Annotated in this window: 10 protein-coding genes; 5 read left to right on the top strand and 5 right to left on the bottom strand. The window is 70.3% G+C overall.

What is annotated here, in order from left to right:
- Positions 1–2 precede the first annotated feature (2 nt).
- A complete protein-coding gene (locus tag ACFWY6_RS21940; RefSeq protein WP_384692857.1) occupies positions 3–608 on the top strand; it encodes a TetR/AcrR family transcriptional regulator in 606 nt (201 codons plus the stop codon).
- Positions 609–716: 108 nt separating this feature from the next.
- Positions 717–1,607 (top strand): alpha/beta fold hydrolase, encoded by an 891-nt coding sequence (locus ACFWY6_RS21945; RefSeq protein ID WP_384692859.1) that lies wholly within the window; start codon positions 717–719, stop codon positions 1,605–1,607.
- 51 nt (positions 1,608–1,658) lie between these two features.
- Here the strand turns inward: ACFWY6_RS21945 and ACFWY6_RS21950 are convergent, their stop codons facing one another.
- The 4 genes from ACFWY6_RS21950 to ACFWY6_RS21965 form a co-directional block, all read right to left on the bottom strand.
- Positions 1,659–1,862: a hypothetical protein gene (locus ACFWY6_RS21950; RefSeq protein ID WP_384692862.1), complete on the bottom strand. Its 204-nt coding sequence runs from the start codon at positions 1,860–1,862 to the stop codon at positions 1,659–1,661.
- A gap of 177 nt (positions 1,863–2,039) precedes the next feature.
- Positions 2,040–3,026, bottom strand: coding sequence for an SDR family NAD(P)-dependent oxidoreductase (locus ACFWY6_RS21955; protein WP_384692865.1), 987 nt, complete (start codon positions 3,024–3,026; stop codon positions 2,040–2,042).
- A gap of 29 nt (positions 3,027–3,055) precedes the next feature.
- Complete coding sequence (locus tag ACFWY6_RS21960; protein WP_384692868.1) at positions 3,056–3,601, bottom strand: hypothetical protein; 546 nt, start codon at positions 3,599–3,601, stop codon at positions 3,056–3,058.
- A gap of 136 nt (positions 3,602–3,737) precedes the next feature.
- Positions 3,738–4,352, bottom strand: coding sequence for a YceI family protein (locus tag ACFWY6_RS21965; protein WP_384692871.1), 615 nt, complete (start codon positions 4,350–4,352; stop codon positions 3,738–3,740).
- Between the two features lie 318 nt (positions 4,353–4,670).
- On the opposite strand from ACFWY6_RS21965, the gene ACFWY6_RS21970 reads away from it, so the two are divergent.
- Positions 4,671–8,543: an endo-alpha-N-acetylgalactosaminidase family protein gene (locus ACFWY6_RS21970; RefSeq protein ID WP_384692874.1), complete on the top strand. Its 3,873-nt coding sequence runs from the start codon at positions 4,671–4,673 to the stop codon at positions 8,541–8,543.
- Positions 8,544–8,567: 24 nt separating this feature from the next.
- Here ACFWY6_RS21970 and ACFWY6_RS21975 read toward each other — a convergent pair whose 3' ends face one another.
- Positions 8,568–11,318 carry a P-loop NTPase fold protein gene (locus ACFWY6_RS21975; protein ID WP_384692877.1) on the bottom strand — a complete coding sequence of 917 codons (2,751 nt, stop codon included), beginning with the start codon at positions 11,316–11,318 and terminating at the stop codon, positions 8,568–8,570.
- Positions 11,319–11,561: 243 nt separating this feature from the next.
- On the opposite strand from ACFWY6_RS21975, the gene ACFWY6_RS21980 reads away from it, so the two are divergent.
- Entirely contained in the window at positions 11,562–13,154 is a 1,593-nt protein-coding gene (locus ACFWY6_RS21980; protein ID WP_360773514.1) for an acyl-CoA carboxylase subunit beta, read from the top strand.
- A 32-nt stretch (positions 13,155–13,186) separates the two neighbouring features.
- On the top strand, positions 13,187–13,378 hold the full coding sequence (locus ACFWY6_RS21985; protein ID WP_055564440.1) for an acyl-CoA carboxylase subunit epsilon: 192 nt from the start codon (positions 13,187–13,189) through the stop codon (positions 13,376–13,378).
- The last annotated feature ends 213 nt before the right edge of the window (positions 13,379–13,591 follow it).

Consider the following 13,591-nt stretch of genomic DNA (forward strand, 5'->3'; position numbering starts at 1 on the left):
GTATGACGCCAGCCCGTGGAGACCATGACGCACGCCGGACCGAGGTGTCCCAGGCGGTGTGGCGGGTCCTCGCGGCGCGCGGATTCGGCGGCCTCACGCTGCGCGCGGTCGCCACGGAGATGGGGGCGACCACCGGTCTCCTGACGCACTACTTCCCGAGCAAGCGGGCCCTGGTGCGGCACGCCCTCGACGTGCTCGACCGCAGGTCGGCGGATCGGCCGCGCCCCGCGACGGAACGGGCCGGGGCGGCGTCGGGCCTGGTGATGCTGCGGGCCCGGCTCCTCGACATCCTCCCCCTGGACGCGGAGAGCGCGGCGAGCAACCGCATCTGGGTGGGCTCCTGGGACGTCGCGCTCGCCGACCGGGAACTGGCGGACGAGCACGCGGCGCGCTACCGCCAGGGCCGCGAGCGGATGGCCGAGCACATCGCGGAGGCCCAACGTCTGGGCGAACTGCCGCAGGCGCCACCGCCGGCGGACGTGGCGGCGGCGGCCCAGAGCTTCGTGCTGGGCCTGGTGGTCCAGGCGCTGTTCGCACCGGGGGAGTTCCCTGCCGAGCGGCAGATCGCGCTGGTGGACGGGTTTCTGGCGGGGCTGAGGGAGGGCTGAGGGGAGCGATCCCGCGGCGAACCGCTTGACGCCACGCCGCATTGACGAGACGATACGTCTCGTACCGCATCGCACCGCAGTGATCGACCGAGCAGCACTGGAGGACCCGTGAAGGAATCAACCCCCCAGGAGCAGTACGTGGACGTCGCTCCCGGCGTGCGGCTGTGGACCGAACGGCGGGGCGCGCCCGACGCCCCCGCGCTGCTCCTGGTCATGGGTGCGCAGGCCTCCGGGCTCGGCTGGCCCGAGCCCCTGGTCGAAGCGCTGGCGGCCCACCACCAGGTGATCCGCTACGACCACCGGGACACGGGCCGCTCGACCTCTGCCTTCGACGAACGCCCGTACCCCATAACGGACTTGGCGCAGGACGCGATCGCCGTCCTGGACGGCCTTGGCATCGACCGGGCGCACATGGTGGGCATGTCGCTCGGCGGCATGCTGACGCAGTTGCTCCTGGCGGACCACCCCGAACGCGTACTGAGCGCAACGCTGATCGGCACCTGCGCGCTGAGCACCACCCCGTACAAGGCCCCGGACGGAACCGAGATCCCCGTACCGGACCTCCCCGGCATCTCGCCCCAGATCCTGGACCTGTGGTCACGCCCGGTCGAGGACAAGGGCGTGGAGGCGGAACTGGACCGCAGGGTGGAGCACTGGAGCGCCCTGAACGGCACCGAACTCCCCTTCGACGCCGACTACTTCCGCGCCCTGGAGCGCAGGATCATCACCCACACCGGCACCCACGTGGTCTCGACGGCGCACGCGAGGGCGGACGACGCGAACATGCTCCGCACCAAGGATCTGGCCACCACCCAGGTCCCCACCCTGATCATCTCCGCCACGGCAGAGCCGGTGTTCCCGCCCCCGCACCCCCAGCACCTGTCCCAGGCGATCGCGGGCGCCCGCCTGACGGAAATCCCGGGCATGGGGCATGCGTTGCCGCCGGAGGTCCTTGGGCCGTTGACGGAGGCGATCTTGTCGAACAGCCTTATGGGGTAAGGCCGGAGGCGGCTGCACGCTCGACTCCCGTTGCCCCAGCGGCACTTGAACCTAGCCGCGCCGCCGCTCGGCCGCCGCGTGCCACCAGCCGGGAGGTGAAGGGTCGGTCGCCTTCGACGTCGGCTGGTCCGGGTGCAGGCCGAGTGGTCGCAGGGCGGATGAGCGGACGTGGACCACGAAGGAGCCTTGCCAGTGGCCGTCCGGGCCCCGGCCGCACATGTGGTCCCAGTAGATGTCTTCCGGCGGGAAGGGCATCCAGTCGATGCCGCGCTCACGCAGTCAAGCGCGGAGGGCCGCCATGGGGTGCGGGCCGCCGGGGGTGTTCTCGTACGCGGTGATGGTGGTCCACATGGCAGCCATCGTGCCCGCTCCGGGCCCCGGCCGCAGCAGGTTTACGTCCCCGCTCAGGAAGCCGGGGCCGGGAACCGCCCGTCAGGCCGCATGCGTACCCAACCCCGTGAGTTCGGCGGACAGTTGCCACAGGCGGGCCGCCGCCTCCGGGGCCGTTGCCCATGGCTTCACCCCGCCGATCAGCATGTCCTCGGTCGTCGCGGGCTCCGCGATGTCGCAGTCCTGGCAGTACGCGCCGCCGTGCGCGTCCAGGAGCGGGGACGTCGCCGCCCAGACCGCCGTTGCCGCGCCCTGTGCCGGGGTCTTGAAACCGGGGGCCGGTGTGCCGTCGGGGGTCATCCAGCCCTGTGCGATCTGCTCGTCGCGGGGGATGTGGCGCTGCAGGGGAGTCAGGATGCTGCCGGGGTGTACGGCGAAGGCCCGGGGGCCGGTGCCCGCCGTGTCGCGCAGGGAGTTCAGGTGTACGGCGAAGAGCGCGTTCGCGGTCTTCGACTGGGCGTAGGCGAGCCAGCGGTCGTAGCCGTCGCGGACGAAGTGCGGGTCCGCCCAGCGGATGTCGGAGAGGAAGTGGCCGGAGGAGGCCACGGACACCACGCGGGCCGCCTCGGCTGAACTCAGCGCCGGATAGAGGAGGTTGGTGAGCGCGAAGTGGCCCAGGTGGTTGATCGCGAAGTGCGCCTCCCAGGTGCCGTCCGGGCCCACTCGGGTCTCCGGGCACGCCATGACGCCCGCGTTGTTGATGAGGATGTCGAGTTTGCGGTGGTGCCTGTCCACGAGCTGGTCCGTGAACTGCCGGATGCTCGACAAGTCCGCCAGGTCGAGGGGGCGCACCTCCACCCGCGGGACGCCGCGCAGCGCCTCGCGCGCCGTGGCGGGCCTGCGCGCCGGGACGATGACGTGTGCGCCCGCCCGGCTCAGCGCCCGCGTGATCTCCAGGCCGAGCCCGGAGTAGCCGCCGGTGACCAGCGCCGTCCTGCCCTGGAGGCCGATCCCGTCGAGTACGTCGTCCGCCGTGCTGCTCGCGCCGAAACCGCTGCCGATCTTGTGCTGCTGTTGCCGTGTGCTCATGCGGGCGACCGTAGGAGCTGGAGCGCCCTCTAGCGCAAGGAGCCGTCGCCCGCTGCCGGTACCTGCCAGCGGCCCGAATGGCCGGGCGGGAGCGCCAGGTCGCGGCGGACCGCCGCGTAGTACTCCTCGCGCGTCGCGCGCTGGCGGGCGAGCAGCCGTTGCCACGCCTCGGGATCCCGGGTGCCCTCGCGCATGAAGCGCTCCATGGCGACCACCGTCAGGACCCAGACCCGTGCCGTGGCCACCACTTCCGGCGTGCCGAGCATCAGCAGCGCCTCGCCTGCCGGGTCCCGCGCACTGGCCGCCTCGGCCAGGTGGGGCTCCGCGTCGGCGGGGGACAGCGGGTGCGGATGCGGGTCGTTGCCGTGGTGGGCCGAGACGCGGTAGGTGAGGGTCACCGTCTGCTTCAGGACCCGGGCGTACTCGGTGTAGACGGTGAGCCGCCGCTCCTCCCAGCGGGCGGCCTGCTCGCGCTGAAAGCGCACGCGGTCGCCGCGCATGATGGCCACGTACGAACCGAGGGCACCGACGATCACGCCTATGAGGGCGGGGAGTTGCTGCAGGAACTCGGGCACGGCCAGAACCGTATCGAACCCGGATACGCCGAGCGCCCGCCCTCCCGGTACGGGGGTGGAGGGCGGGCGCGCTCAGGGAGAGCTGACGCTCATGCAGGGCTGAAAGCCCTGTCGGACGGAGGGCTCAAAGCCCCCGTCAGGCGGCGTTCTTGATCGCGGAGATGTCGAAGTTCAGCTTGATCTTGTCGGAGACCAGCACCCCGCCCGTCTCCAGCGCCGCGTTCCAGGTGAGGCCCCACTCCGAGCGGAGGATCTCCGACTTGCCCTCGAAGCCGACGCGCTCGTTCCCGAAGGGGTCCGTGGCCGCGCCGTTGAACTCCAGGTCGATGGAGATCTCCTTGGTGGTGCCGAGGATCGTCAGGTCACCGGTGATGCGGTAGTCGTCACCGCCGAGCGCCTCCGCCTTGGTGGAGCGGAACGTCATCTCCGGGAACTCGTCGGTCTTGAAGAAGTCCGAGCTCTTCAGGTGGCCGTCACGGTCCGCGCTGCCGGTCTCGATGCTGTCCATCTTGATGTCGATGGAGGCCGTCGAGCGGGACGGGTCCGTGCCGTCCAGGTGCAGCGCGCCGGCGACGTCCGCGAACGAGCCCTTGACGTTGGTGACCATGGCGTGCCGGGCGACGAAGCCGATCGAGGTGTGCGAGGGGTCGATCGTGTAGTCGCCGGTCAGGGCGGCCAGCTCCGGGTTGACCGGGGCGGGCGCCGTGGCGGTGATGGTGGCGGTGTCGTTCTTGCGGCCGAAGAGACCCATGACTGCTCCTTGGGGACGAGCTCTGCGGGCGGTGACGCCGAGCTGCGAGCTACGGGGGTGTGTCTGTTGAATGTTCAACGAGATTGACTGTAACCCCATTCTGTTCAATATTCAACAGAGAGCTGAGCGTGTTCATGGGATCACGTACAGAGATCGACGCCACGGCGGGTCGAGCCGCCCCGCCCTTCGGGCTCCCGGCCCGCGGTCCCTGGGCCCGCCCCGCCCCTTGGACTTCCGCCCGGCGGTACTTGGACTGCCGCGCCCCGTCGGGCCCGACTTCGTTGACCGGGGTACGACAACGCGGATACCCAGGTCCGCATGCTCTCGTCCCGTTCCGGAAGACTCCGTTCCCGAAGACTCCGCGCGGCCTGCGCCATCGCCGCCGCATCGTCCGCCGTGTTCGCCCTGGCAGGACCCGCCACCGCCGACCCCACCCCGCAGGCCGCGCAGACGGTCATCGCCTCCGGGCAGCTCACCGTCGCCGTCGCCGACGACTTCCCCCGCGTCCTCTCGTACACCGACAAGGCGACCGGCGCCCGCCTCATCGGCAGCACCCGCCCGGTCACCGAGGTCACCCTGAACGGCAAGGCCTACAAGGTCCAGGTCGAGGGCGCTCCGCAGATCGGCGACGCCACCGCCGCCTACACCCTGACCTTCCCCGACCTCACCGGCGTGGAGATCGACGCCCGGCTCTCGGTGCGCGGGCGCGCCACCACCTTCAAGATCACCGCGGTCCGTGACACCGAGGCCTTCCGCGTCGGCACCATCGACATCCCCGGCCACGACCTCGTCTCCGTCGGCAGCTCGGACGGCGGCGCCGAGACCGCGTTCACCAGGCTGGACCCGGACTCCACGCGGACCGCCGACAAGTTCGGCAAGGTCACCGCCGAGACCCCGGCGGACCAGGCGCCCGTCGGTGCCTCGTACGCCATCGTCAACACCGGGCAGCTCGCGGCCGCCGTCGAGTCCAATTCCACGTACGACAAGCCGAGCGGGGCCACGGGCCAGGACGGCGCCCGTTTCTGGCACCAGGCCACCAAGGGCGACGACGGCGCGACCCGCGTCGGCGTCTGGTCCGGGCAGTGGGTCAACCGGGGCGCGGGCGCCGCCGAGCCCGCGAAGGGGGACGACCTGCCCTGGGCGAAGGTCGTCGTCACGCCCGACGCCAACGGCGACAAGCGCGTCGACTGGCAGGACGGCGCCGTCGCCTTCCGCGACACCATCGCCATCAGGCCCAAGGGCGGCGAAGGCACCCCCGACCGGGTCATCTCGCACATCCCCTTCAACTTCGGGAGCCAGGCCCAGCACCCCTTCCTGCGCACCCTCGACGACGTGAAGCGGGTCTCCCTCGCCACGGACGGGCTCGGGCAGCAGGCCATCCTCAAGGGGTACGCATCCGAGGGCCACGACTCCGCGCACCCCGACTACGGCGGCAACTACAACCAGCGGGCGGGCGGCCTCAAGGACCTCAACAAGCTCCTGAAGGAAGGCAAGAAGTGGGGCGCCACCTTCGGCGTCCACGTGAACGCCACCGAGGCCTACCCCGAGGCGAACGCCTTCGACGAGAAGCTCGTCGACAAGACCAAGCCCGGCTGGAACTGGCTCAACCAGAGCTACTACATCGACCAGCGCCGCGACATCAACAGCGGTGACCTGGCCCGCCGCTTCCAGCAACTGCGCGACGAGACCGACCCGAACCTCTCGCTCATCTACATGGACGTCTACTACACCCACGGCTGGATCGCCGAGCAGACCGCGAAGGCCGTGAAGGGGCAGGGCTTCAACCTCGCCACCGAGTGGGCGGACAAGTTCGAGCGCGACTCGCTCTGGTCGCACTGGGCCAATGACCTCGACTACGGCCCCAAGACCAACAAGGGCCTCAACTCGCAGATCATCCGCTTCATCCGCAACAGCGAGAAGGACATCTGGAACGCCGACCCCGTCCTCGGCCAGACCGCCATCGACGAGTTCGAGGGCTGGACCGGCGAGAACGACTGGAACGCCTTCTACGCCAACATCTGGCAGCGCGACCTGCCCGCCAAGTACCTCCAGCACGAGCGGATCACGCGCTGGGACGCGAAGAGCAACGACATCACCTTCACCGGCGGGGTACGCGGGACGGTCGAGGACGGCAAGCGCACGTTCTACGACGACGGCCGCAAGGTCCTGAGCGACACCTCGTACCTGCTCCCGTGGGCCGGCGGGAAGAAGCTCTACCACTACAACAAGGCGGGCGGTACGACGAGTTGGGCGGTGCCCGGCAAGGCGTACACCGTCTACAAGCTCACCGACGACGGCCGCGTGAAGACCGGCACCGCGCGTGCCGACGGCGGCAAGGTCACCCTCAAGGCTGAGCCGGGACAGCCGTACGTCCTCTACCCGGCCGACACCACCCCCTCCGCCACCGACCCCGCCTGGGGCGACGGCGGTCCGGTCAAGGACCCCGGATTCCACGACGCGCGCCTGGCCGACTGGACCAAGACCGGCACGGTCACGCGCGACATCGACAAGCTGGGCCGGCACAGCGCCGAGCTGAGCGGCGCGGCCAAGGCCTCGATCAGCCAGCAGATCAAGGGACTTGAGCCCGGCAAGCGCTACACCGCGTCCGCCTGGATGGAGGTCGAGCCCGGCAAGGAACGCCGCACGACCCTCTCCATCGCGGGCACGTCCCGCTCCGTCGAGCGCTCGACCCTGCAGAACACCGACGCGGGTAGCCAGTGGCAGGGGACGTATCTGCAGCGCGCCAAGGTCAACTTCACCGCACCGGCGAGCGGCACGGCGACCCTGAAGGCCGAGGCGGCCGACGGCTCGACGGCCCGGGTGCGGATGGCCGACGTACGCGTCGTCGCCAACGCCCCCACCACCAAGCCCGGCGACACGGTCGCGTACGAGGACTTCGAGGACGTCGACCAGGGCTGGGGGCCCTTCGCCAAGGGCAGCGGGGGAGGGGTGACGGACCCGCGCACCCACATCGCGCTCAAGCACGCCCCGTACACCCAGTCCGGCTGGAACGGAAAGCTCATCGACGACGTCCTCGACGGCTCCCGGTCACTGAAGACGCACGAGGGCAACAACGGCCTCGTGTACCGCACCACCCCCGCGACCGTCCCCCTCGCCAACGGGCGCTCGTACAAGGTCAGTTACGACTATCAGGCGAGCCACGCCGACTCCTTCGACTGGGTCACCGGATACGACAGGATCGCCGCGGACGGCAAGCCGGACTCGGTGGAGACGCGCCGCACCGCGCTCGGCGAGCAGCGCACGACGGGCCACTTCGAGCAGACCGTCACGGCGGGCTGCGGCGACACCTGGGTGGGCCTGCGGATGCGGGACGACGCCGCCGGGACCGCGGACCTCGCCCTGGACAACCTCAGGGTGACCGACCTGGGTCCGGCGACGGAGCGGCCCGCGTGCGCGACGCTCGGCATCGCGAGCAAGGCGGAAACCCTTGAACCGGGCGTGAAGAACGAGGTAACCGCCACCTTCACCAACTACGAGTCGACGGCGGCGAAGTCCGCGCAGGCCACCATCGCCCTCCCGGACGGCTGGACCGCCGAGCCCTCGGGCCCGGTCGCCCTGGACGCCGTGGCCCCGGGCGCGAAGGCCACCGCCACCTGGCAGGTCACACCGCCGGCGGACGCCAAGTACCAGCCCTACAGGCTGAGTTCGAAGGTGACGTACGCGATCGAAGGCGAGGCCAGGGAGCTGGCCGCCGAGACCTCCGTGCGCACACTGCCGCCGCCGCCCGCGGTGGACACGTACGCCTCCGACATGGACTGGACGTCCATGGAGAACGGCTGGGGCCCGGCGGAGAAGGACATGTCGAACGGCGAGACGGCGGCCGGCGACGGCAAGCCGCTGACCGTCAACGGCACGGTCTACGAGAAGGGCCTGGGCACCGCATCACCCGGCACGATCCGCTACTACCTCGGCGGCAAGTGCACGTCCTTCACGGCGCAGGTCGGCCAGGACGACTCGCAGGGGACGCGGGGGAGCGTGCAGTTCAGCGTGGCGGCCGACGGCACGGAGAAGGTGAAGTCCCCGGTCCTGAAGGCGGCGGACGACGCGTGGTCGCTGACCGCCGATGTCTCCGGGGCCAAGTACGTCGACCTGGTGACGGGGGACGGCGGCGACGGACCCGGCAACGATCACGCGGACTGGGGGGAGGCGCGCTTCCACTGCGGCGGCTGATGAACCCCGGCCCCACCCCGGCTCCTACCCCCGCGCGTCCGGCAGGCGCGGGGGCAGGAGCGGCTGGGGATCCGCCGACGGGGACGACGTCAGGTGCCAGGCCTGCCGGATGGCGTCGATGAGCGGACGCGCGCTGTAGGGCGACACCGCGAGCTCCATGCGGGCCTCGGCGAGAAGTTCCGGATCGCCGTCGGGACCCCGGTCGATGGCCGCGGCCTGGCGGCGGTTGAACCCCTTGCGCCCGAAGATGTCGAGCAGGGTGAGGGAGAAGTAGGCGTAGGCGGCCGCCTCGTCGATGAGGGCGCGGGCCTCGTCGGGCAGATCACTCTCCCCGAGCTCGGCCCACCGGCCGAGCGGCGCCTGGACGGCGAAGTGTTCGAGGGCAGCCCGGAGATTCTGGGGGCGGCGGGGACCGGTCGCGCGCAGGTGGCCCACGAGGTTCCTGAACGATCCGAGGATCACGCTGGTCTCGGGCGTCCAGCGCTGCTTGGCGAGCAGGGTGCGGAACCCCGCGAGCGTCTCGGAGAGCTCCTCCAGGATGATCGACCGTGAGATGACGGTGAGTTCGAGCGCTCGGGTCGCCTCCTGTATCTCCAACAGGCGCCGTGCGTAACGGATCAGGTCGCGCGGGACGCCGCCGGACAGCGCGTGGGCGAGCAGGACGTACGGGTCCGAGATGTCGGGAGCCCGCTCTCTGAGGATCTTCACCGACTCGGCGAGCACACCTGGTTGTACGTGGATGACGTCGTCCAGAGAGCTGTCGGTGACGTCGCGGTGCGGAAGGCCGCGCCGCACGAACGCGGCGCCGACGTCCTCGGCGACGGAGATGAGGTAGTGCACGTGCTCCACGCCCAGGATCGCCTTGATCTCGCCGAGGAAGGCCAGGGCCTGGGTGTCGGTGCCCAGGCGGTCCAGCTCGTCGATGGCGATGACGACGCGGTGGCCGCGGTCGTGCAGTTCCCGCGCGACACCACCGAGCACCCGGCGGAAGTCGGAGACCAGCTCGGGGTAGTTGGGCGGGATGGTGGAGACCGAGGTCGTCTGTGTGGCGCCGAGGGTGAGCAGCTGCAGGGTCGCGGTGTTGACCGCGGACGACGAGCTCTGGACGGTCTGCAGCCGGTAGAGGCGATTGCGGCACATGGTGACCAGGGGCGGTTCCGCCCTGATCAGGCTCCAGGAGCGGGACGTGAGGCGGAGCAGCAGGATGCCCACCAGCCAGACGCAGATCCGCTCGGGGTTCTCCGGGTCGGTCAGGATGAGCCTCGCCGGCTCGATGGAGATCAGGAGCAGCAGGGCGAGGACAGGGATGATCACCTTGTGGAGCGGGCCGTAGAGCCGCCGCTTGGGGATCGTCCAGCGCCGGACGCGGTAGGCGGCGTCGTACCAGACCGTCCAGTACTGGATGTTGCAGATGCACCAGAGGAGGAGCAGCGGCAGGAGCAGATAGAGCGTCCCGTGCTGCGGCAGCTCCCTGGCGTGCCGCCGTACATCGGGATCGAAGCCGAGCAGCGCGACGGAACCGAGTATCAGGACGTACGCGATCCCGGCGGGCAGCAGGCGCCGCAGCGCGCTCAGGATCCAGGAGACCGTCCAGGAACGCCGCAGGGTCCAGACGACGACACCGGCGCCGGTCAGCACGAGCGCCGTCCCCACGGCCTCGCCCCGCCAGACGTCCGCCGCGCGTTCGCCGATCGCGTCGGACACGTCGGTGACGTGCCGCCACACGGTCGCCCCGTACTCGTCCTGCAGGGACCGGGCCGCCGCGAACAGGCCCAGGGAGATGAGTGCGGCCGCCGTCACGGCATAGCTGAGCCAGCGGGCCAGTTGCGCCAGCGGAAGGACGACGCGGCGGCGCAGCCACGACTGCCACGTCGGCAGCCGCACGAACGCGGGGGGCGTGAAGTCCTCGTACCGCATATAGCGTTCGCAGACCTTCACGAACAGGGAGGTCACGAAGTCGTACGGGGCGTACGTCGACGGAGCCTGCTGCATGACGGCGAAGGCCGAGTCCTGCAGGCAGTTCTCCAGGAGGGTCGTCTTCCCGGTCCCGCGGGGGCCGCTGACGGCTATGGTCCCGCCGTCGATCTGCTCGATCTTCCGCTGCAGGCGGCCCAGGGCGTCGTTCTCGACGATGTACTCACGGCCCCTCGGCGAGCGCAGCCCTTCGTAGCTGCTGGGCAGGAGCAGCGCGTCGGGGTCCTCGCCGAGCAGTTCGTCGACGACGCGCGGCACCACACGGTTCGTTCCGTCGCGGCGCAGGGCCCTGGCCCAGGCGCGCCGGGTGATCCCGACCGGAATCCAGAGGGCAAGCCAGGTGCTGCCGAGCAGGAGCAGCATCGCCCAGCGCCCGGTCTGCTCCAGCGACTGCGGGTCCCGGAGCGCGAAGGCCAGGGCGGTCCCGGTGAGGGCGATGAGGGTGACGAGGGTGAAGAGGAGGTCGGCGCCGGCGAACCAGCAGCACAGGGTGAGCAGGGCCAGCGCGTAGAAGATGGCGGTCCGCCGGTTCCCATGGATTCCGTCACCGGTATGTTCGAGCACGTCCCCGACGCTCTCCTGGCGGGCGACGGAGGCACGGTAGCTCGCGAGCGCGTCCGCGCTGGGCGCGAGAGACTGTTCGACGTTGGCTTCCGTGCGCATGGCGTCGAGCACGGCTGCCACCGGTGTCCTGCCCGGGCGTGCGGCGAGCCGCCTCGCCGTGCGGGGTTCCTCGAGGCAGGCCAGGACGGAATTCTCGTAGATACGCTTCTCGGTGTCGCTCTGCCAGACCCAGGGCATGGCACGCAGGGTCCCAGGTTTCCGCCGTACGCGGCAGAGCCGCCGTGAAGGCCCCGGGCGGTAGTCGCCTGTGAGGTGTCTCTCACGGAGCGCTTTGTGGGATCTCTACAGCTGGAGATGGCCCTGAGCAGTCACTTCGCCTGTACAGCCGAGAGCTTCTGTTCGGGGGCGCCAGGAAAACGGGCCGGAGACTGTGCAGAGTCGACGGTCCGTTTTTATGGTGGCGCTTCGTAAGGTCACTACATGACCGTTTTGGACGACACCGCTTCTCCCGAGGGCGAGCCCACCGACGCGCGCGGGCGCGTGGCCGAACTGCACGCGATCCGTGCCGAGGCGCTGCGCGGGCCGAGCGAGAAGGCGACGAAGGCCCAGCACTCCAAGGGCAAGCTGACCGCGCGGGAGCGGATCGAGCTGCTGCTCGACGCGGGTTCGTTCCAAGAGGTCGAGCAGTTGCGCCGGCACCGGGCGACCGGTTTCGGCCTGGAGGCCAAGAAGCCGTACACCGACGGTGTCATCACCGGCTGGGGCACGGTGGAAGGGCGCACGGTCTTCGTGTACGCCCATGACTTCCGCATCTTCGGCGGCGCGCTCGGCGAGGCGCACGCCACCAAGATCCACAAGATCATGGACATGGCCATCGCGGCCGGTGCCCCGCTGGTCTCCCTGAACGACGGCGCCGGCGCCCGTATCCAGGAGGGCGTCTCCGCGCTCGCCGGCTACGGCGGCATCTTCCAGCGCAACACCAAGGCGTCGGGCGTCATCCCGCAGATCAGCGTGATGCTGGGCCCGTGCGCCGGTGGCGCCGCCTACTCGCCGGCCCTGACGGACTTCGTCTTCATGGTCCGTGAGACCTCGCAGATGTTCATCACCGGACCGGACGTGGTGCGTGCGGTGACCGGCGAGGAGATCTCCCAGAACGGTCTGGGCGGCGCGGACGTGCACGCCGAGACCTCGGGCGTCTGCCACTTCGCGTACGACGACGAGGAGACCTGCCTCGCCGAGGTGCGCTACCTCATCGCGATGCTGCCGTCGAACAACCGCGAGAACCCGCCGACGCACGAGTCGGACGACCCGGCGGACCGCCGCTCGGACGTGCTGCTCGACCTGGTCCCGGCGGACGGCAACCGTCCGTACGACATGGCCAAGGTCATCGAGGAGCTCGTCGACGACGGCGACTACCTGGAGGTCCACGAGCGCTGGGCCCGCAACATCATCTGCGCCCTGGCCCGTCTGGACGGCAAGGTGGTGGGCATCGTCGCCAACCAGCCGCAGTCCCTGGCGGGTGTCCTGGACATCGAGGCGTCGGAGAAGGCCGCCCGTTTCGTCCAGATGTGCGACGCTTTCAATATCCCGATCGTGACGCTCCTTGACGTCCCCGGCTTCCTTCCGGGCGTCGACCAGGAGCACGGCGGGATCATCAGGCACGGCGCGAAGCTGCTCTACGCCTACTGCAACGCGACGGTGCCGCGGATCTCGCTGATCCTGCGCAAGGCGTACGGAGGTGCGTACATCGTGATGGACAGCCAGTCCATCGGAGCGGACCTCACCTACGCCTGGCCGACCAACGAGATCGCGGTGATGGGTGCCGAAGGCGCCGCCAACGTCATCTTCCGTCGGCAGATCGCGGCCGCCGAGGACCCCGAGGCGATGCGCGCGCGCATGGTCAAGGAGTACAAGGCCGAGCTGATGCACCCCTACTACGCCGCGGAGCGAGGCCTGGTCGACGACGTCATCGACCCGGCAGAGACCCGCGAGGTGCTCATCAGCTCCCTCGCGATGCTCCGCAACAAGCACGCCGACCTGCCGTCGCGCAAGCACGGCAACCCCCCGCAGTAATCCTGCAGTAGCCCACAAGGAGAACGCTGCACATGACTACCCCCGACATCCGCGTCGAGAAGGGGCACGCCGAGCCGGAAGAGGTCGCCGCCATCACGGCGATCCTGCTGGCCCGTGCCGCCGCACAGCCCGCCGCCCCCGCCCGCCGAGGCCGTGACAAGGCCGGCTGGCGCCGCCTCGAGCGCACCCCGGGCTTCCGCGCCCCGCACAGCTGGCAGGGCTAGCGCTGCCGCCTTACGCACGCTTCAGGGCCCGTACTCAGTGGAGTACGGGCCTTTGCGCTGCCGGGTATCGGTTGGGTGGGCGGGAAGATTCGCCGCGAAGCGGCGGCCAGTCCGGGACGCGCCCACAGACAGAGACGATGGGCCTCGCACCCACCCGTGGGTGCGATGCCCCACGACCGACCCGCCACGACCGATAACGCCGCCCCGACCAAA

Source organism: Streptomyces sp. NPDC059037 (assembly GCF_042740015.1).
Lineage (GTDB): Bacteria > Actinomycetota > Actinomycetes > Streptomycetales > Streptomycetaceae > Streptomyces.

Excerpts from the sequence above, each read along its gene's own strand:
- ACFWY6_RS21975 (WP_384692877.1), bottom strand. The coding sequence starts at position 11,318 with ATGCCCTGGGTCTGGCAGAGCGACACCGAGAAGCGTATCTACGAGAAT.
- ACFWY6_RS21940 (WP_384692857.1), top strand. The coding sequence starts at position 3 with ATGACGCCAGCCCGTGGAGACCATGACGCACGCCGGACCGAGGTGTCC.
- ACFWY6_RS21965 (WP_384692871.1), bottom strand. The coding sequence starts at position 4,352 with ATGGGTCTCTTCGGCCGCAAGAACGACACCGCCACCATCACCGCCACG.
- ACFWY6_RS21980 (WP_360773514.1), top strand. The coding sequence starts at position 11,562 with ATGACCGTTTTGGACGACACCGCTTCTCCCGAGGGCGAGCCCACCGAC.
- ACFWY6_RS21970 (WP_384692874.1), top strand. The coding sequence starts at position 4,671 with ATGCTCTCGTCCCGTTCCGGAAGACTCCGTTCCCGAAGACTCCGCGCG.
- ACFWY6_RS21950 (WP_384692862.1), bottom strand. The coding sequence starts at position 1,862 with ATGCCCTTCCCGCCGGAAGACATCTACTGGGACCACATGTGCGGCCGG.
- ACFWY6_RS21985 (WP_055564440.1), top strand. The coding sequence starts at position 13,187 with ATGACTACCCCCGACATCCGCGTCGAGAAGGGGCACGCCGAGCCGGAA.
- ACFWY6_RS21955 (WP_384692865.1), bottom strand. The coding sequence starts at position 3,026 with ATGAGCACACGGCAACAGCAGCACAAGATCGGCAGCGGTTTCGGCGCG.